This window comes from Paraburkholderia sp. SECH2 (genome assembly GCF_030464795.1).
Lineage (GTDB): Bacteria > Pseudomonadota > Gammaproteobacteria > Burkholderiales > Burkholderiaceae > Paraburkholderia > Paraburkholderia aspalathi.
Genome location: NZ_JALPRH010000024.1, coordinates 81735 through 101607, shown reverse-complemented (window position 1 = coordinate 101607; position 19873 = coordinate 81735). Strand labels below are relative to the sequence as shown.

Here is a 19873-nt window from a genome sequence, read left to right as displayed (position 1 = left end):
ATTGCCTCGTGAGCGATGTAACCGGCTCTGAATTGCGGGCGCTGATGGCGCGTGTGCCGTCGGTAGAAAAGGTGATGGCGTCGGCCGAGTTTGCGGCGTTGCTGACCGAGTTCGGCCGTACTCAGGTGTTGGGTGCTCTGCGTGACGCACTCGACGCCTGGCGCGTCAGCGCGCAGTCCGGCGATGCGTCGGTGAGCGCGCTTGATATCGCGCAACTACAGGTCACCGTCGAGGCCACGCTGCGCCGCCGCAACGCGGCCCGCTTGCGCAGCGTCTTCAATCTGACCGGCACTGTGCTGCATACCAATCTCGGTCGCGCATTGCTGCCCGACGAAGCGGTGCAAGCCGTCATGAAGGCGCTCACGCAACCGGCCAACCTCGAGTTCGATCTCGGCACCGGCAAGCGTGGTGATCGCGACGACCTGATCGACGAACTCATCTGCGAACTGACCGGAGCCGAAGCGGCGACCGTCGTCAACAATAATGCCGCGGCAGTGTTGCTTACGTTGTCCGCATTGGCGTCGAAGAAGGAAGTGATCGTGTCGCGTGGCGAGCTGGTTGAAATCGGCGGCGCGTTTCGCATTCCCGACATCATGAACCGTGCGGGCGCGAAGTTGCGCGAAGTCGGCACCACCAACCGTACGCATCTGAAGGACTACGACGAAGCGATCAGTCCGCAGACTGCGCTGCTGATGAAAGTCCACACGAGCAATTACGCGATCAGCGGATTCACCAAAGAGGTAGGGGTCGACGCCATCGCGCCGCTCGCCCACGCACGCGGTCTTGCCGTTGCGGTTGACCTCGGCAGCGGCACGCTGGTCGATCTGACGCAATGGGGCTTGCCGCGTGAGACGACCGTGCGCGAAACCATCGAAGCCGGCGCCGACCTCGTTACGTTCAGCGGCGACAAACTGCTTGGCGGTCCGCAGGCGGGGTTGATTGTCGGCCGGCGTGATCTGATCGCCAAGATCAAGAAGCATCCCCTCAAGCGCGCGCTGCGGGTCGGCAAACTGACGCTCGCGGCACTGGAGCCCGTGCTGCAGATGTATCGCGCGCCGGAAAAACTCACTGAGCGGCTCACTACGCTGCGTTTGCTCACACGCCCGGGCGACGATATCCGGCTCACCGCGGAGCGGGTGCAGCCTGCGTTGCAGCGTATGGCCGGCGATCGCTGCGTCATCGCGGTCGAGCCGATGTTCAGCCAGATAGGCAGCGGCGCATTGCCTGTCGATGTGCTGCCGAGCTACGGCCTTGTCGTCAGGACCGCCGACGGCAAGCGCAGCGGCCGTCAATTGCTCGCGCTTGAGAAGCGCTTGCGTGAGATGGCGCGGCCGGTCATCGGCCGTATTGCAGACGACGCATTGCGTCTCGATCTGCGCTGTCTCGAAGCCGCCGATGAAGCGCAGTTGATCGAGCAACTGAAGGACGTGCAGGCATGATCGTAGGTACGGCCGGGCATATCGACCACGGTAAAACGAGTCTGGTGAGAGCGTTGTCGGGCGTCGATACGGATCGACTCAAGGAAGAAAAGGCGCGCGGCATTTCGATCGAACTGGGCTATGCGTACGTGCCGCTCGACAACGGCGACGTGCTCGGCCTGATCGATGTGCCGGGTCACGAAAAGCTCGTCCATACGATGACCGCGGGCGCAAGCGGAATCGATTTCACGTTGCTCGTGATTGCTGCTGATGATGGCGTCATGCCGCAAACACGTGAACATCTGGCGATAGTCGAGCTACTCGGCATCAAGCGCGGCGCGATCGCGCTGACCAAGATAGATCGCGTTGATGCTGAGCGACTGCAGGAAGTGCATGACGAGGTGGCAGCGTTTCTGAGCGGCAGCGTGCTGCAGGACGCACCCATGTTCGACACCTGCGCGACGCGTGAAGATGATCCAGGCGTGGCCGCGTTGAAAGCGCATTTGCACGCCGCGGCAGTTGAGTGGCGCATGAGACGCGACGACGGTCTGTTCCGTCTCGCGGTCGACCGGGTCTTCACGCTCTCAGGCCAAGGCACGATCGTGACCGGGACCGTGGTGTCGGGACGCGTAGCGGTGGGCGACACGATGCTGCTTACGCCGAAAAATCAGCCGGTGCGCGTGCGCAGCATTCATGCGCAGAATCGTCCAGCCGAGACTGGAAGGGCCGGTGAGCGCTGCGCGTTGAATCTGGCGGCCATCGAGAAGAGCGCAATCGATCGTGGCGACTGGATTGTCGATCCACGGTTGTCAGAAGCCTCGGAGCGCATTGACGTCATGCTGACGCTGCTCGCCGACGCACCGTTGACGCTGGAGCATTGGGCGCCGTTGCATGTGCACCTAGGCACGCAGCATCAGGTAGCGCATGTCGCATTGCTCGATGGTGAGACGCTTGGCGCAGGTCAGCGGGCGCGCGTGCAACTCGTGTTCGAACGGCCGGTGTGCGCCCTTCCTGGCGACCGCTTTGTCGTGCGCAATGCCCAGGCTAGTCGCACGGTTGGGGGTGGTCATGTGCTCGATCCGTTTGCGCCTTCGCGCAAACGTCGCTCGGCTGAGCGGCTGGCGTGGCTCGATGCGATTCAGGTCATGCTCGACACCGGCGCGCTGGGTTCGCTCCTCGCAAGGGCGCCGCACGGATTGTCCCGTTCGTTGCTGGAACGACTGACGGGTATGACGGCGGCCGTGCTCGCGTTGCCATCCGACACGCGCGTGGTGGAACTCCCCGGCGGTAATGACGCGTTGTTGATCGCTGATGCGTCATGGCGTGCCTTGAATGCGCGCCTTATTGCGGCGCTAAGGCAATACCACGAGCGCTCGCCAGACGAACTCGGCCCGGATGTATCGCGCTTACGGCGGATCGCAGCGCCGCTCGTCGACGACGCATTGTGGCGCGCACTAGTCGACGATTCAGCGGCGCGCGGCGAGATCGTCAGACGTGGGCCTTGGTTGCATTTGCCGGACCACGCGGTGACGCTCGACGACGCCGATCGCGCACTCGCTTCGGCGCTGCTGCCGGCGCTAAAAGACGGACGTTTCGATCCGCCTTGGGTGCGTGATCTGGCAAATGCACACGGCGTATCCGAAGACCGCGTGCGGCAGTTACTGCGCAAACTTGCGCGACAGGGCGAGCTTTTTCAGGTTGTGCGAGACCTCTTCTATCACCACGAGGTAATTCGCGAACTGGCTTTGATTGCGGGTTCCGAAGCGCAAAAGAATGCGGGTACGGTAGCGGCCGCGCCGTTTCGCGATGTCACTGGGCTCGGGCGAAAACGCGCGATCCAGCTTTTGGAATTCTTCGACCGGGTTGGATATACTCGCTTCCACCGTGGGCTGCATCTGATGCGCGCGGATAGTCGCTGGCTCGATCTGATCTGATTCAGTGTTTGAGTTGCGGGGCGTGGTTCAGGTAGTTCAATTTGTTCAATCACCGTAGGAAGGCATTCGCATCCGGTGGTGCGGCTGGACTTCAAATCCAGTTGAGGGCGTCAGACGCTCTCAGGTCGGTTCGACTCCGGCTGCCTTCCGCCAGACGATCCCGGGCGCCGCTGCGCAGCTTCGTAAGCGCCGCTTATAAACAGATAAACCCGCGCTTAAGGAGAGTCGCCTAGCATTCTGTTCGAGTACCGTCGTTGATATTGCGTCGCGTCCCGCCATGCCAGCGCACGAGGATGCACATTCGACGCGCGTCGATGCGAATCTGAGGGTAGCAACATGCAGAATCTGCCTTTCGGCCAGCTTTCCCGTGGGGGCTCGCCGGTTCTGGTCGTTACGCCGCATACCGGCACGGCCTTGCCAGCAGAGCTGCGGCTCAACGCGGCCTGGGCACCCATCGAGGGCCGCCTCGCGGATCCATTTGGCACGACGCTGCTGTCGGCCGCGTTGAAGCGCGGAATGACCTGCGTGTCCGCGCTTTACCATCCCTGTGTGATCGACTTCAACGTCGCACTAGATAGTCGTCCGCTCTCGTCGAGACTCAATCGCGTCGGCCTGTGCAGAACGCACACGTCACGAGGCGAGCCGCTCTATGCGCAAGGGCAGGAGCCATCCGAGACGGATGTCAGCGCGCGGGTTGAAGAATATTGGAAACCATTTCACGCTGCCATTGCCGGCGAACTGCGCCGGTTGCGCAACGAGCACGACAATGTCTTGCTGCTGGTCTCGCATGCGAGTTCGTGGTTATCACCGTATCGGGAGCAGCCGGGCGCCGCGGAATGCAACGTCGGCACGAACCGCGGTGCCGCTTGCGACCGGCGGCTCGTCTCGGCAATTACGGAACCGGTGCAGGCCTGCAAGCGCTCCTGGGTAGTCAACGGCAAGCTGGCGGATGCGTTCGCCGCGCAACACTACGGCGCGCCGCAGCACGGAATCCACGCGATCGAAGTCGAAGTGGCGGGCCGCTGGCGGGTTGACTGTGAGGCACGGAACGTTGCTTCGAAGAGTGACGTAGTGGATGATGATGCTGCGCTGAGCGAGGCGCTGGATTCGCTCGACGCGATCCTGAGGGCCATGCCCGCAAACGAACGGGCCGCTCATGCCACTGCTGGACGTGAGGGCACTTATTAGTCGTTGCGTCGGGGGAAACCCGAATGCTCCAGCAGCCGTTTTCTTCGATCCCGCTGCTACCTTGCCGTCAACCATGCGCCGTCAACCATGAAAGAAAGCGTACCCGAACAGTATCCAGACTGGGACTTGCTGGCAAGTTGGGTGGCAGTCGTAGAGGCGGGGTCCATTTCAGACGCAGCAAGCCGGCTGGCCATTTCACAGGCCGGTGTCTCGCAGCGCATCAAGGCGCTGGAAACGATTCTCGATACCACGCTGCTGGACCGCGCAACGCGTCCCGCGCGTCCCACGGCGGCGGGACAGCGGTTGTTCGAACATGCCACCGTGCTCCTGCAGGGTGCGGACCAGATGGTCGAAAGCGTGCGCAACGTGACCCGCGCCAAGCGAGCCGTGGTTCGGCTAGGCTGTGTCGATTCGTTCGCTGCCACGATCGGTCCCATCATTATCAAAGCGCTGGCCGGCACCTCGCATCAGATCCGTCTGTGGTCCGGCATCACGCCCGCGCTCGACGGCCAGCTCGAGGCGCGTCAGCTCGACATGGCCGTCACCACCACGGGCCTCGCGCTAACGCCCGGCATCCGTCGGCAAAAGCTTTTCTCCGAGCCTTATTTCGTGGTCTTGCCCAAAAGCTTCGAGGTCGACCGATTCACGACGCTCGCGGACCTGAGCCGTCATCTTCAACTGATTCGCTACAGCGCCCGTTCGGTGATTGGCCAACACGTCGACGCTTATCTGGCGGCGAACTCGGAAAATGTGGAACGAACCTGCGAGTTCGACGCGACCGATCCGATGCTCAGTCTGGTAGCCGCGGGTCTTGGCTTTGCTATCACCACGCCGCTGTGCGTGTGGCAGTCGCGACACTATGTGCCGGAGCTGCGCGTCGTGCCGCTATCGGCTTTCTCGCGGCACGGCCGCCCCTATACGGGGTTCAGCCGTTCGTTCTTTCTTGCGTTCCGGGAAAACGAACTCGGTCACCTGCCAACCGATTTGTACGACCTGTTGCGACGGGCCTACGAACGGCAGGTTTCTCGGGATATCGCCAAGGCTTTATCGCTGAACCCGGAAGACGTCTGTCTGCCGGAAGAGCAATAACACAAGTCGCGTGAGAGGGACGAACCCGGCGTTACCGGACACGCTGAAGCCTGGTTGCGCCCGCTGCTTCCATAACTGCGTTCGATCCAATTCATAACGGCTGATTGAATAGAAAGCGCTTCATTTTTGCAGCGACTACTCTCGAAGGTGATGTTATGTGTCGCCGCAAGTTGACCGCCAAGCCCCATTTGACAGAGGGGACTCCGCGTCCAACGCGAGGTTTGCCCGCGGTTCATTGAAAAGATTTTCTTAAGGAGCAGGCGTGATTTCAGGTCCTCAATTTCCTTTGCCGGTCAACGAACCGGAAGTGCATTTCGGCCGTGGAACCTCGGCAGCCAGTGAACTGACCAAGGCGCTCGAGCAGCGCGATGTCGTGGAGATCCCGACGGTCATCGGCGGCAAGCGCTATTTCTCGAACGACGTCGTAGAAGTGCGCGCGCCGCACGACCATCAACGACTGCTGGCCCGCATTCACCGCCCGACCGAAGCTCAGATTAGCGAAGCGATCGCCAGTTCGAAAGCGGTGGCGCGCGACTGGGCGAATCTCACGCACGCCAGCCGCGCGACGATTCTTCATCGTGCGGCGGAAATCGTCGCCACGCGCTCGCGTATGAGGATCAACGCGGCAACCATGCTGGGCCAGAGCAAGACGGTAGAGGAAGCCGAGCCGGACAGCGCGTGCGAACTGATCGATTTTCTGCGCTTTAATGCCTATAACGCGCAGCGTGTCTACGCGGAGCAGCCCATGTCGGTCGCGAGCGCGGTGAACCGCATCGATTGGCGTCCGCTGGAAGGCTTCGTCTACGCCGTGTCGCCGTTTAATTTCACGGCGATCGGCGCGAATCTGACCACCGCGCCCGCGATCATGGGCAATACGGTGCTGTGGAAGCCGTCCGAGAAGTCGGCACTAGCGAACTACATCTTTTTCGAGGCGCTGGAAGAAGCGGGTCTGCCGCCGGGCGTCATCAACTTCGTGCCGGGTGAGGCTGAATTGACGACGCGCGTTGCGTTGTCGTCGCGTGATCTGGCGGGGATTCACTTCACGGGTTCGTCGGCGGTGTTCCAGTCGCTGTGGAAGGGTGTAGCGTCGAAAGTGGATTCGTTCCGGACGCTTCCGCGTCTGGTCGGTGAAACGGGCGGCAAGGACTTCGTTCTGGCGCACGCATCCGCCAATGCGTCGGAAGTCGCCATTGCATTGATTCGCGGCGCTTTCGGCTATCAAGGCCAGAAGTGCAGCGCGGCCTCGCGCGCCTATGTTCCGAAGAGCCTGTGGGGCGCCGTCGAGCAGGAACTGCGCGACCGTCTCGCGCAACTCAAGGTTGGTGATGTCGCCGACTTCAGCACCTTCATGGGCGCGGTGATTGCTCAGGCATCGCACCAGAAGCTCAGTCGCGTGCTGTCCGCCGCGAAGGAAGATGGGGCGGTCAAGGTGGTCTCGGGCGGCAAGACCTGGTCCGATCCGGGCTACTTTGTCGAGCCCACGGTGCTTCAGGTGTCGGACCCGAAGCATGCGTTGATGACGGAAGAACTGTTCGGCCCGATCCTGTCGGTGTTCGTGTACGAAGACAACAAGTGGGATGAAACGCTCGAACTGATCGACGCGACGAGTCCGTACGCGTTGACCGGTTCGATTTTCTGCACCGACCGTTTTGCGTTGCATCAGGCGGAAGCAGCGCTCGTCAACGCCGCCGGGAATCTGTATCTGAACGACAAGCCGACCGGCGCAATGATCGGTCAGCAGCCGTTCGGCGGCGGCCGTGCAAGCGGTACCAACGACAAGGCCGGCTCGTATCTGAACCTGCTGCGCTGGGTTTCGCCGCGAACCGTCAAGGAAACCTACCTGCCGACGCGCGACTGGCAGTTCGGCGCGTAAGCGTGCTCCGCGGCTTCTCTGAGGGAATCACACTGGCGAGCAGCTTTGAAACAGCCGCTCACGGTGGGATTCTCCCGCCGGGGAGCCGGCTCACGGAGCAATGGCGTGGGGTGCCATCACGCGAGTCCAGAACGGCCGCTTCGCCGCCGTCTCAAACCGGCTGCGCTTACGCTGCTTGCGCCTGCCTGCTTATCTCCTGGTCAAGGGTTTGTCCCAGTGGAGGAATCACCCGGCAGCGTTCGGAGGATGATTGGATAACCGTGCCTTATGAAGATGGTAACTGGCACTGATGGTGCAACACCCTTGTTTTTGGCTTCCTATCGTGTCAACCATGCACAGTTCATTGACTTACCGATGACCGAAGTGAACTTTCATCAGAAGAAGGGTGTACCGATGAGCACGAAACACCAATACGCGGGCATTCTGACCGCGGTTCCCACTTCACTGGACAAGGAGGGGCACTTCCAGCCGGCCCCTCTGTATCAGCACATTCAGCGTCTGGGTGCCGTCGGCGCGGACGGCGTGGTGCCGCTGGGCGGAACGGGCGAGTACACGTCGCTGTCCGCGAGCGAACGCCTGCGTGTGGTCGAAACATCGATTGAAGCGGGGGCGGGCAAGCTCCATGTCGTGCCGGGCATTCTGTCGCCGGGCATCGGTGACGCGATCGATAATGCGAAGGCGTTTGTCGCTGCCGGCGCGAAGGCGCTGATGGTTGTCACGCCGTATTATTTCCGCCCCACGCAGGACGGTATCCTCGACTACTACAAGAAATTTTCCGACCAGGTGGACGCGGACATCATCCTCTATGAGATTCCGTATCGCACCGGCGTTTCGCTTCACTACGAGACGGTTGCGCGGCTTGCGGAGATGACTCGCGTCGTCGGTATCAAGGCATGCAATCCCGATCTTGCGCAACAGATGCGGGTGGCTGAACTCGCGGCGTCGAAGATTGCGATCCTGAGCGGTGAGGAAGACGTTCTGCCGTTGCACGTGGCGATGGGCGCCGTCGGCGGGATCATTTCGAGCTCTAACCTGATTCCCAGGCAATGGGCGAAGGTCCTGTCGCTTGCATCCTGCGGTCAACTGAAAGAAGCGATCGAGCTGCATGCGACCTTGCGGCCCCTCATCGATGCAGTTTTTGCGGAGCCGAACCCGGCACCCATTAAAGCAGCGCTCGCGATTCAGGGTTTTGATTTCGGCGACGTTCTGCCGCCGATGCTACCTGCGTCGGACGCGCTACGGCGCCGTTTGGCGACCGTCATTGCGCCGCTCCTTGCCCGTGAAACCGAGTAGACCACTCATCAGATAAGAGGCCGAAGCCATGTCAGCTGATTCCAGAAACGTCCTACCTCGCCGTCGCTTCCTGCAAGCAGCGGGCACGACCCTGCTCTCGACTGCGATTGCCGCGCCGATGGTCATCACCTCGCGTAAGGCCGCGGCGGCCAGCAATCTGACGGTTGTGAGCTGGGGCGGGAACTATCACGCGGGTGTGGAAGAAGCTCTTGCCACGCCCTTCGAGAAAGAATTTGGCGTTCACGTCACGCTGGTGGACACGCCGGACCTCGCAAAGGTCAAAGCCCAGGTGATGACCAACAACGTCCAATGGGACGTGTTCGACGCGGTCGGCCCGATGGCGATGACCGGTTCGAAGAACGGCTACTGGGAGCCGCTTGATCCCGCGCTGTTCAATCGCAGCGACCTGATCGCGCCGATGACGAAGGACGCTGTACCGCTCTACGGCTTCACGGGCGGCATCTGCTGGGACAACAGCAAATTCCCGGACGGCAAGCATCCGCAGACCTTTGCGGACTACTTCGACGTCAAGAAATTTCCCGGACAGCGTACGCTGCGCAACCGCGCCAGCGAGACGCTGGAAATTGCGTTGCTTGCTGACGGCGTTGCACCGGACAAACTTTACCCACTCGACGTCGAGCGTGCGTTTAAAGCACTCAACCGCATCAAGCCGTATATCGGCAACTGGGTGGACCAGACGCCGCAAACGGTCACGCTCGTCGAAACCGGTCAGGTCGACTTCAGCTACACCTATTCGACGCGCGTCAAGGCCGCTCAGGAAGCCAACAAGCCGATCAACTTTTCGTTCAAGCAGAATCTGATCGGTCTGGAGTATCTGGTGGTGCTGAAGAACTCGCCGAACAAGGCCAACGCCATGAAGTTCGTGCAGTTCGCTCTGCGTCCCGACCGGCAGGCCGCGTTGATGAACGCACTCGGCAATACGCCAGCAAGCCGCAGCGCGTTGCCGATGATGAAGCCGGAGGTTCGCAAGTGGCTTTCCGATCCCTCGAACAGGATGAATGTGGTCAGCAACGACACCTGGTGGGCCGACCACTACGACGAGTTGACCTTGCGATTTAAGGAGTGGGTGCTCGGCTGAACATGTGCTGTTTCCGTTGCGCGTCGCAGCGTATCGGGGGCTGGGTTAAGGAGGGGGTATGAAATCACGTGTTGACGGACTGCTGTACGTGGGGCCAGCGACAGTATTCCTGTTTTTCGTCTTGTTCGTGCCGCTTGCCTACGTCGTCTATACGAGTTTCTGGATTGGCAGCGGCCCCTCGCTGTCGGCGTATCAACGCTTGCTGGGGAGCGATCTGTTTCTGCGCACGCTGTGGTCCACGTTCCAGATCAGCATCACCGCGTCGGTGGCCAGCCTGTTGCTGGGATATCCGATCGCGATGCATCTGGCGAAACAGACGCCGCGCAAACGCGCCATGTACATGGTGCTGGTGCTCGTGCCGTTCTGGACCAGCATTCTCGTCAAGAGCTATGCGTTCACCATCCTGCTGGGACGCGACGGTCTGGTGAACCAGTTGCTGTCCGCCGCGTTTCACGCGCGCGTGCAATTGCCGCTGCTGTTCAACCGCTTCGGCGTGATGGTGGGCATGACCAACTATCTGATCCCGTTCATCGTGTTCCCGGTGCTCGCCAGTCTGCTGTCGATCGACAAGTCCTTGTATCGCGCTTCCGAAATCATGGGCGCCAAACCGCCGCGCATTTTCTTCCGCATCACCTTGCCGTTGAGCCTTCCCGGCGTGGCCGCTGCCACGCTGAGCACCACTGTGATGTCGATGGGGTTCTTCGTCATACCGGCGCTGCTGGGCGGACGTAAGGACGCGATGATGTCGAATCTGGTCGATTTTTATACACGCGAGACGATGGACTGGAACATGGCGTCCGCGATAGGCGTGATTCTGCTCGGCATCGTCACGCTTGCCGCCATGGGCGCGGATCAGTTTCAGCGGCGTTAGGCGAAGAAAGGGGTGACGGCATGACAACTTCAATCGACGTGGCGATGCCTGCGGCCGCAACACCTGGTGTGGTGATCGATAAGCAGGAGCGCCGCTATGTGCGCCTGCGCAACATCATCGCATTTGCGGTGTACGCGTTCATTCTCGTGCCCACCCTGATCGTCATTCCGATTTCCTTTGGCGGAAATGGCGAACTGACGTTTCCGCCGCGCGTCTGGTCCCTGGAGCTGTATGAGCAACTCTTCAGTTCGTCTTCCTGGGTCGGCCCGATTCTGCAAAGTATCAAGGTGGCGGGCTGCACCATGGTGGTCTCTATCCTGATCGGCGTGCCGGCCTCCTACGGTCTCGTGCGATTCGATTTCCCGGGCAAGAGACTGGTCATGCTGCTGCTCATGAGCCCGATCCTCGTGCCGGTCATCGTGATCTCGCTCGGCTTGTACCTCTATCTGTCGCGGCTTCATCTCGTGGGGACGACGGCGGGTCTCGTGGCCAGCCATGTCGCTTACGTGACGCCGTTCATGATGATGACGGTGATGGCCGGCGTGAAGAAGCTCGACCCCGCACTGGAGTTCGTCACCACCATCATGGGCGCGAACCGCAGAACGGTATTTTTCAAGGTGGTATTGCCGCAGCTCAAGCCATCGATTTTCGCGGGGGCATTGTTCGCGTTTCTCGTGTCTTTCGACGAAGTCGTGATCGCCTGGTTTCTCACCAGCCCGACTACAACGACTTTGCCCGTCAAGATGTATAGCAGCATCCAGTGGGATATCTCGCCGGTCATTGCCGCTGTGTCGGCATTGCTGACCGTGCTCTCACTCGTGTTTTGCTGTATTTCGGTGTTCCTGCAGCCAGCGGCAGCTGAATCGTCAAATTGAAGTCGGAGAAAAGTGTGTCACACGTACTGCTCGAGAATGATGGGCGACCTTCGGCCCACACGAATTCAATGGTTAACGGAAATATGGACACCCTATCGACCTCGATCGACGCCGGGGCGAACATGATCGTCTTCCGCGGCATCAGCAAGAGCTACGGAAGTTCGGTGGCGCTACACACTACAGATTTCGCGGTCCGCAAAGGCGAGTTTTTGAGTTTGCTGGGCCCGAGCGGATCGGGCAAGAGCACGATTCTCAACATCATTGCCGGCGCGGTGGCGCCTTCCACAGGCAGCATTTTGCTGGAAGGTAAGGACGTATCCGCGGTGCCGCCGCGCGAACGCGGACTCGGCATGGTGTTTCAGAACTACGCGCTGCTGCCGCATCTGAACGTATTCGACAATGTCGCGTTTCCGTTGCGAATCCGCGGCGTGGGCAAGTCCGAAATTCAGCAACGCGTTCGCAACGCGCTGGAACGGGTCGGCCTGACGGGTTACGAAAACCGCAAGCCACGCGAGATGTCCGGGGGACAGCAGCAGCGTGTAGGCATTGCGCGCTGCATTGTCTATTCTCCTTCGGTCATTTTGATGGACGAGCCGCTCGGTGCGCTGGACAAAAAACTGCGCGACCAGCTTCAGGGCGAAATCAAGCGCCTGCACCGCGATCTTGGCACGACGCTCGTGTACGTCACGCACGACCAGGAGGAAGCGCTGAATCTTTCCGACCGGGTGTGTCTGATGAACGGCGGCCGCATCGCGCAACTCGGCACGCCTGATGAGCTTTACTTTGAACCGACCAGTGAATTCGTCGCGGATTTCGTCGGCGAATCCAATCTGTTTGAGGGCGTTGTGCAATCCATCGACACGGTGTTGATAGGTGGCAACTGGACCCTCAAGGTGCGAAGCACCGCAGGTCATACCATGGGCTCCCGGGTCAAGGTTCTCGTGCGACCGGAGAAGATTTCCGTGGTTGAGAGCGAGGGATCGGTGATTGAAACGGGCGATGCGGTGAATGAATGCACCGGAGTCATCTCCCAGATATCGTTCGGGGGCGGCATGACGCGCTTCGAGTTGACCGCGGGCGCGGGCGCGGCGCTCCTCGTCAAGACAATTTCGGCGCGGGCTGTGGAACGCTCGCCAATGGGGCGCCCGCTCACGGTTCGCTGGTCGGCGCGCGATAGCGCGGTTCTGAAAAAATAATATGGATATGAACTCACATAGCCTGATTGCTGCAATCAAGGAGTTGGTGGGTGATGCCAACGTGATGGATGCGCCATCCGACATGGAGCCGTATCTCATCGACTGGCGCAAACGTCATTCAGGAAAGGCGGCTTGCGTCGTCTTCCCGCGCACCACGGAACAGGTATCGAAGGTGCTCGCGTTCTGTAATGAGAACGCCGTCAAGGTGTTCCCGCAGGGCGGCAACACCAGCGTATGCGGCGGCTCGGTGCCGGACCATGATGGCCAGAGCGTGCTGCTCAACATGCGCAAGATGAACCGTATTATCGAATTGAATCCGCGGAATAATTCCATGGCGGTCGAGGCCGGTTGCGTGCTCGCCGACATCCAGGCCGCAGCGCTCGAGGTTGACCGCCTGTTTCCGCTGACATTGGGTGCGGAGGGTTCGTGCCAGATCGGCGGCAACATCGCGACGAACGCCGGCGGCACCAACGTGCTGCGCTTCGGCAACACCCGCGACCTGATCCTCGGTATCGAGGTTGTACTCGCCGACGGTCGTATCTGGAACGGCCTGCGCTCGTTGCGAAAGAACAATAGCGGTTACGACCTGAAAAACCTGTTTGTCGGTTCGGAGGGAACGCTCGGGGTGGTCACGGCGGCCACGCTGAAGCTGTTTCCGCGGCCGCACGCCATCGCTACCGCCATGCTGGGTGTGGAGACCGTTTCCGCGGCAGTCGATGAAGGTCTCAAGCTGCAGGCTGCCTTTCCCGGCGAACTCGTCGGTCTCGAACTGATTTCGCAAAGCGAGTTCGATATCTCGCTGCGTCATGCAGAAAACGCGCGAAACCCGTTTCAGACGACACCCAACTGGACGATTCTGGTCGAACTCGCGGCCGCGACCGGCACGAGTGAATCGCTCGCTGAACGGCTGAGCGAGGCGCTGAACGATTCGTTCAACCATGGTGTCGTGCAGGACGCTGTGATCGCTTTGAATGAGCAGCAACGCGCAGACCTCTGGAGCATCCGGCATCACGTCACGGAAGCGAACGGTCGCGAGGGCATGGGCCTCACGCACGATATCGCCGTCCCCACTTACCGCATTCCGGATTTCGTCGAACTGGCGGGGCGTGCACTGGCGGAACACTATCCGGCGGCGGTGCCGGTGGTGGTCGGGCACATGGGGGACGGGAATCTTCACTACATCGCCATGTTCAGCCACGCGTACTGGGCGAGTGTGGAGGATAAAGCGGGTGTTCAACTGAAGCTCAGCCATCTCCTCTACGACATCGCGGCCGGCATGGGCGGCACGTTCAGTGCCGAACATGGGATCGGCTCACTGCATGTGTCGGAAATGAGTGTCTACAAGGATGCAGCGGAGATTGCGCTGATGCGTGAATTCAAGCAACTGCTCGATCCGAAGGACACGATGAATCCGGGCCGCGTGCTTCCGAAAGTGGCCGCTGCTGTATCCGGCCATTAGATGGCGTTCGCCAACGTCGCCGACTATCGTGGTGCCGCGAAGCGGTTTCTTCCTCATTTCGCCTTCAACTACCTCGAGGGCGGAGCGGAAGAAGAGATCACGCTGCGGCGCAACCGGCTCGCCTACGAACGGGTCATGTTTGCACCGCGTGTGCTGGTGGACGTCGCTGAAGTCGATACCAAAGCAATGCTAGCCGGTGCCGTTGCGGCCTGGCCGGCGGTCGTCGGTCCAACCGGTCTTAACGGACTCTACCGACGCGAGGCGGACGAGACGCTGGCGAGGGCCGCTCGGGCGGCCGGTTTGCCGTTTGTTCTGTCCACTGCATCGACGAGCCTCCTTGAGGACGTCCGCAAGGCATCCGACGGCGAGCTGTGGTTGCAGCTCTATGTCCAGCAGAACCGCAGTATTGCCGAAGATATGATGGCGCGCGCTACGGCATGCGGCTTTTCCACACTTCTGCTCACCGTCGACACCCCGGTCACGGGTCAACGCGACCACTACGCAAGGACCGGTTTCTCGTTGCCGTTGCGCTGGACACCGAAGCTACTCTGGGATATCGCCACCCACCCGCGCTGGACTGCGATGGTCGGCGTGCATGGTGCGCCCGAACTGGTCAACCTCGCCCGCAGTGCCCATCTGGGCCCGGGCCTCGAAGTGCAGGCTGCGGCCATGAGCCGGCAAATGGACATGTCGCTCAACTGGCGCGACCTGGCCTGGGTGCGCCAGCACTGGCCAGGCAAGCTGCTCATCAAGGGAATCCAGACGACCGCCGATGCCGTGACAGCGGCGCGGCACGGCATGGACGGCGTCGTGCTCTCCAATCACGGCGGTCGTCAGCTCGACGGTGCGCTCAGTTCGCTTGAGATTCTGGCGGACACGATTTCGTCCACGCCGCGCGGATTCATTGTGTTGATCGACGGAGGGATCCGTCGCGGAAGCGATATTGCCAAAGTAATCGCGTTGGGCGCCAATGGGGTGCTGCTAGGGCGCGCGCCGCTTTACGGCCTTGCCGCGGCGGATCTGAGCGGCGCGGGAGACATCCTTTCCATGCTGAAAAAAGAACTCGAGATTTGCATGCGGTTGTTAGGCTGCCCCAACATTGCGTCACTCGATGCGAGTTACCTTGCCGGGACGGCTCGAGCTTCAGCAACAGGAAGCGTTTGAGCCGTCCTGTGGCGAACCGCTTACAGCGATTGGGTCAGCGCGGGCAGCACCTCGAACAGATCGCCGACGAGACCGTAATCTGCGACGCTGAAGATCGGCGCGTCCGCGTCCTTATTCACCGCGACGATGACCTTCGAGTCCTTCATGCCGGCCAGATGCTGGATCGCGCCCGAGATGCCGACAGCGACATACAGTTCTGGTGCCACGATTTTCCCGGTCTGGCCGACTTGCCAGTCGTTCGGCGCGAAACCCGAATCGACTGCCGCGCGCGACGCGCCAACCGAGGCGCCGAGCTTTGCCGCCAGTGGGTCGAGCAGGGCGAAGTTTTCCTTGCTGCCCAGGCCGCGCCCGCCGGACACCACGACGCGCGCCGAGGTAAGTTCGGGCCGGTCGCTGGCGGCGACTTCGCGGCGGATGAAAGTCGACAGGCCGACATCGGCCACTGCCGCTGCGGTCTCGACCGTTGCCTTGCCACCGTTCGGCTGGGCAGCATCGAACGCGGTGGTGCGGATGGTGGCGACTTTCACTGGGTCGTCCGATCGCACGGTGGCGATCGCGTTGCCGGCGTACACGGGGCGCTGGAATGTGTCGGCCGACTCCACAGCAATGACGTCAGAGATCTGTGAGGCATCCAGCTTCGCCGCGACGCGTGGCGCGGTGTTCTTGCCGGCAGCCGTGGCGGGAAAAAGGATGTGCGTGTAGTCGCCGGCGAGCGACAGCACCTGCGCCGCGACGTTTTCTGCGAGACCGTCCGCGAACTGGGGCGCGTCGACGAAAATCACCTTGTCGATGCCGGCCACCTTGCTCACCGTGTCCGCAACGGACTGCGCACCGCTACCGGCGACGAGTACGTGGACACCGTTCTCCAGCAGCCGTGCGGCGGTGATGGTATGAAGCGTCGAAGTCTTGAGTTGGGCGTTATCGTGTTCGGCAATCACAAGCGTCGTCATTTAAATCACCTTTGCTTCAATTTTAAGTTTTGCCACCAGCGTCGCCACGTCCGGCACCATCACGCCAGCCTTGCGCACCGGCGGTTCGACGACCTTCAGGGTCTTCAGACGCGGTGACGGGTCGATGCCGAAGTCGGACGGCTTGACCATTTCGATCGGCTTCTTCTTGGCCTTCATGATGTTCGGCAAGGTGACGTAGCGCGGTTCGTTCAGACGCAGGTCCGTGGTCACGATTGCCGGCAAACGCAGCGAAAGCACTTCGAGGCCACCGTCCACCTCACGAGTTACGATCGCCGCGCCGTCTTTGATTTCAATGCCGCTGGCAAACGTGGCTTGCGGCCAGTTGAGAAGGGCGGCGAGCAGCTGGCCTGTCTGGCCGGCGTCGTCGTCAATGGCCTGCTTGCCGAGAATGACCAGTTGCGGTTGCTCTTTCTCGACCACGGCCTTGAGCAGTTTGGCGACGGCGAGTGGTTGTAGCTCGGCATCCGTTTCTACCAGCACACCGCGATCCGCGCCGATGGCGAGCGCGGTGCGCAGGGTTTCCTGACTTTGGGTCAGGCCGCACGAAACGGCGATGACCTCGCTAGCCGTGCCGGCTTCCTTCAAACGCGTGGCAGCTTCCACAGCGATTTCGTCGAACGGATTCATCGACATCTTGACGTTGCCGATATCCATGCCGCTACCGTCGGCCTTGACCCGGACCTTCACGTTGTAGTCGACCACGCGCTTTACTGCGGTAATGACCTTCATCTCATCTTCCTCATCATTTAATTGGACCGTCACGCTCAATTTCGGCCAGGCTGATCCGCCACTGGCTGCTGCCTGTCGCAAGGGTTCGTGTGATTCCGCCGCCATTGCGCCGGGGTTCTTGCGGCACCGATGCGACAGAGCGCATGTCGACTACAGACATGACCGCGGCCTCAGGACACAGCGCCGAGACCGTATTTGCCGGTCAGCAATTCGCCAGTCGTAAAGCGTTCGATGGAGTACGGCTTGAGCGACACGTCGGTCTGCAGGCCGAGCGCTTCCTGCGCGAGCACGCGCCCGACGGTCGGCGAAAGTTTGAAGCCGTGACCGGAGAAGCCGTAGCCCACCACCAGCCCTTCGATGCCGGGCAACTTGCCGAGCACGGGGTTCCAGTCGGGCGTCACGTCGTAGACGCCGGTCCACGACGAAGCGATGCCGGCCGTCTCGTATTCGGGGAAGCGCTCGGCAACCTGGGTGCCGACTTCCACGACGTAGTCCATCGGAATGTCGCCTTGCTCCACTTCGTTTGTGTTGAGCTTCTCGCCGACCACCCCTTCGCTGACGAGCATCTGGCTGCCGCCGTAGCTGCGGTAATAGAGCATGCCTGGCGAGGCGAGATCCTTGAAGACCGGCATCGAGAACGTGTACTTGGCCGCCTCGCATTCGAGTGCGAGCACGGCATGACGCTCGGGCATGACCGGCAGGGTTTTGCCGGTCCAGCCCGCGAGTTCCGGAGTCCAGATGTTCTGGGTGCTGATGACCATCGACGTGCTGAAGTCGCCGATGCTGGTGGAAACGCCGACCACCTTGCCGTTTTGGATAAGGATCCGGTTCACCGACGCGTTTTCCCGGATGGTCACACCGCCACGGCGCGCCGCGCGGGCGAAGCTGGTCGCCACCAGGTAGGCGTCGGCGAACCCGGCCTCCGGCTCGTAACCGATCAGCGCAGCATCGCCAAACTGCGCGATGGGCAGCAGTTCGCTAGCCTGTTTCGCGTCCAGCAGTTCGAGCGGAATGCCTTGCGCTTTCTGCTGGTCGAGCGAGGCGCGTAGCGGCTCGAGCTTGTCGCCCTCGGCCGCGACGATCATGTAGCCGCACTTGACCAGTCCGCACGACGCTTCGTCGTCGCCCAGATAGGAGGCGAAACTGTTGAAGACGTCCCATGATTTCCGGGCCAGCTCGACATTTTCCTTGACCGAATAATGGGTGCGCAAAATGCCGGAAGATTGCGACGTTGTTCCGGCCCCGATCGTCCCACGGTCGAGCACGAGAACGTTCTTCGCGCCCAATCTGGCGAGCTGGAAAGCCACCGAACTGCCAATAACGCCAGCCCCAATTACGACCACATCGTATGTTTCCACGTTCAGCTTCCTTTTGAGCAAGGTGTGAGCGAAGTGTGATGCGGCAAAAATAGGGATCCGCAAATATAAGCGGTGACGATTTTTAGCAGAAGCGCCCGTCAGGGTGCGGGGTTTCAAGTGATGAACTTCTCGTAGGCACACTGAAAGATCGGGCAATTTTCTCTGCGGACTTCCGACGCCGGTCAGGCGATGAAACGGCCACATCATTAACGCTTATCCAAAAGATAAGAATCTGTCGTGGAAGATGCACGGCGTTCTTTGCATGCGTAGGCTTTAGCCACGGTCACGCCGTTATGCCGAAATCGCCTTTAAGCGAGGCGGTTCTTGTAATCGCCTCCCTCGCTGAACGGTTTGCCCTACCACGTGTGAGAGGCCAATCATGTCGAAGTCGAGTCAATCCGCTCCATCTCCGGAGCGGCGGCAGTTTCTAACCGGGGTCGCGGGTCTTGCAGTCGCTGCCGCCGCCTCTCCCTTGCTACTTCATTCAAGGCGCGCGTTCGCCGCGGAGCAGCAGATGACGCTGGTCAGTTGGGGCGGCGCCTATCGGCAGGCGATCGAAGAGTCCGGCGTGAAGCCGTTCACGAAAGAGACCGGCATCCAGGTGACGATCGTCGACAGCCCGGGTGAGAGAAGGCTATGGGATGACGGAGACGTCGAGCTTCAGTGTCATCAACGTCGATGGCAAGCTGGGTTCCATCGGTAAGGCAGTTGACTATTTCAAAGTGGAGGTCGTAGACGAGAACGGTCGCCGGCTCACAGCCGGACAGATCGGCGAAATCCGCGTCGCAGAGGGCGAGGTCGGCACACTGACGGCCGGCTATTTTCGCAACGAGGACAAGACTGCCGAAACAATCCGCGACGGTTGGCTTTATACCGGCGATCTCGGGCGGGAGGACGAAGACGGTTACGTCTTCTTCCTTGGTCGAAAGAAAGATAGCCTGCGGCGAAGGGGCGAGAATGTGTCAGCCTGGGAGGTGGAGAACGTCGTCAACTCGCATCCAGATGTCGAAGAGAGCGCCTTATTGGCGTAGTGAACGAGTTCGCCGACGAAGACCTGAAAATATTTCTCAAGCTGAAAAGCAAGCCGGCCACGTTTGACTACGCGCTGCTCGTTGCGTGGTGCGAGAAACGCATGGCGCGATTCCAGGTGCCACGGTTCATCGCCATCGTGGACGACTTCTCGAAGACACCGACGCAAAGAATCCAGAAACAGACTCTATCAGTCAGAACGGACGATTGCTGGGACGGGGGCGCGCAAAGACCCGTGACGACGTAGTCATTGTGGCGATGCGACTGAGGAGCGGTTCGTATGCTGCCTCCGTCACATCGGGCTTGAGCGCTAGTTTGGCCGCGAAC

General features: G+C 60.9%; 17 protein-coding genes and 1 tRNA gene. 15 read left to right on the top strand and 3 right to left on the bottom strand.

The features are described 5' to 3' along the window. Positions 1–8: 8 nt before the first annotated feature. From selA to M0D66_RS29945, 13 genes are all read left to right on the top strand, one after another. Positions 9–1439, top strand: coding sequence for an L-seryl-tRNA(Sec) selenium transferase (gene selA / locus M0D66_RS30005; RefSeq protein WP_266212428.1), 1431 nt, complete (start codon positions 9–11; stop codon positions 1437–1439). After that, positions 1436–3352, top strand: coding sequence for a selenocysteine-specific translation elongation factor (selB, locus tag M0D66_RS30000; RefSeq protein WP_266212427.1), 1917 nt, complete (start codon positions 1436–1438; stop codon positions 3350–3352). Before selA ends, selB begins: the two co-directional genes overlap by 4 nt. A 57-nt stretch (positions 3353–3409) precedes the next feature. Continuing rightward, positions 3410–3505, top strand: a tRNA-Sec gene (locus M0D66_RS29995). Positions 3506–3688: 183 nt separating this feature from the next. Further along, positions 3689–4540, top strand: a complete 852-nt coding sequence (locus M0D66_RS29990) for an N-formylglutamate amidohydrolase (RefSeq protein WP_266212426.1) — start codon at positions 3689–3691, stop codon at positions 4538–4540. Between the two features lie 87 nt (positions 4541–4627). Beyond that, positions 4628–5629 carry a LysR family transcriptional regulator gene (locus M0D66_RS29985; protein ID WP_200620246.1) on the top strand — a complete coding sequence of 334 codons (1002 nt, stop codon included), beginning with the start codon at positions 4628–4630 and terminating at the stop codon, positions 5627–5629. Positions 5630–5891: 262 nt separating this feature from the next. Further along, complete coding sequence (pruA, locus tag M0D66_RS29980) at positions 5892–7502, top strand: L-glutamate gamma-semialdehyde dehydrogenase (protein ID WP_266212425.1); 1611 nt, start codon at positions 5892–5894, stop codon at positions 7500–7502. A gap of 393 nt (positions 7503–7895) precedes the next feature. After that, positions 7896–8795, top strand: coding sequence for a 4-hydroxy-tetrahydrodipicolinate synthase (gene dapA, locus M0D66_RS29975; protein WP_200620245.1), 900 nt, complete (start codon positions 7896–7898; stop codon positions 8793–8795). Positions 8796–8823: 28 nt separating this feature from the next. Then, positions 8824–9894, top strand: coding sequence for a polyamine ABC transporter substrate-binding protein (locus M0D66_RS29970; RefSeq protein ID WP_266212424.1), 1071 nt, complete (start codon positions 8824–8826; stop codon positions 9892–9894). A 58-nt stretch (positions 9895–9952) separates the two neighbouring features. After that, positions 9953–10765: an ABC transporter permease gene (locus M0D66_RS29965; protein WP_266212423.1), complete on the top strand. Its 813-nt coding sequence runs from the start codon at positions 9953–9955 to the stop codon at positions 10763–10765. 20 nt (positions 10766–10785) lie between these two features. Further along, a complete protein-coding gene (locus M0D66_RS29960) occupies positions 10786–11640 on the top strand; it encodes an ABC transporter permease (protein ID WP_266212422.1) in 855 nt (284 codons plus the stop codon). After that, a complete protein-coding gene (locus M0D66_RS29955; protein WP_266212421.1) occupies positions 11637–12836 on the top strand; it encodes an ABC transporter ATP-binding protein in 1200 nt (399 codons plus the stop codon). The genes M0D66_RS29960 and M0D66_RS29955 overlap by 4 nt, the downstream gene beginning before the upstream one ends. Before the next feature lies 1 nt (position 12837). Then, positions 12838–14295, top strand: coding sequence for an FAD-binding oxidoreductase (locus M0D66_RS29950; RefSeq protein ID WP_266212420.1), 1458 nt, complete (start codon positions 12838–12840; stop codon positions 14293–14295). Further along, positions 14296–15459: an alpha-hydroxy acid oxidase gene (locus tag M0D66_RS29945; RefSeq protein WP_200620240.1), complete on the top strand. Its 1164-nt coding sequence runs from the start codon at positions 14296–14298 to the stop codon at positions 15457–15459. Between the two features lie 20 nt (positions 15460–15479). On the opposite strand, the gene M0D66_RS29940 is transcribed toward M0D66_RS29945, so the two are convergent. The 3 genes from M0D66_RS29940 to M0D66_RS29925 form a co-directional block, all read right to left on the bottom strand. Then, positions 15480–16409 (bottom strand): electron transfer flavoprotein subunit alpha/FixB family protein, encoded by a 930-nt coding sequence (locus M0D66_RS29940; RefSeq protein ID WP_200620239.1) that lies wholly within the window; start codon positions 16407–16409, stop codon positions 15480–15482. Continuing rightward, the gene (locus M0D66_RS29935) at positions 16410–17159 is read right to left on the bottom strand and encodes an electron transfer flavoprotein subunit beta/FixA family protein (RefSeq protein WP_266212419.1); all 750 of its coding nucleotides are present in this window, start codon (positions 17157–17159) and stop codon (positions 16410–16412) included. A gap of 170 nt (positions 17160–17329) precedes the next feature. Continuing rightward, positions 17330–18517, bottom strand: a complete 1188-nt coding sequence (locus M0D66_RS29925; protein ID WP_200620236.1) for an FAD-binding oxidoreductase — start codon at positions 18515–18517, stop codon at positions 17330–17332. Between the two features lie 379 nt (positions 18518–18896). Here M0D66_RS29925 and M0D66_RS29920 point away from each other — a divergent pair, with 379 nt between their 5' ends. Beyond that, positions 18897–19220 (top strand): twin-arginine translocation signal domain-containing protein, encoded by a 324-nt coding sequence (locus M0D66_RS29920; RefSeq protein WP_266212418.1) that lies wholly within the window; start codon positions 18897–18899, stop codon positions 19218–19220. Beyond that, positions 19159–19548: an AMP-binding protein gene (locus M0D66_RS29915; RefSeq protein ID WP_266212417.1), complete on the top strand. Its 390-nt coding sequence runs from the start codon at positions 19159–19161 to the stop codon at positions 19546–19548. The genes M0D66_RS29920 and M0D66_RS29915 overlap by 62 nt, the downstream gene beginning before the upstream one ends. Positions 19549–19873 lie beyond the last annotated feature (325 nt).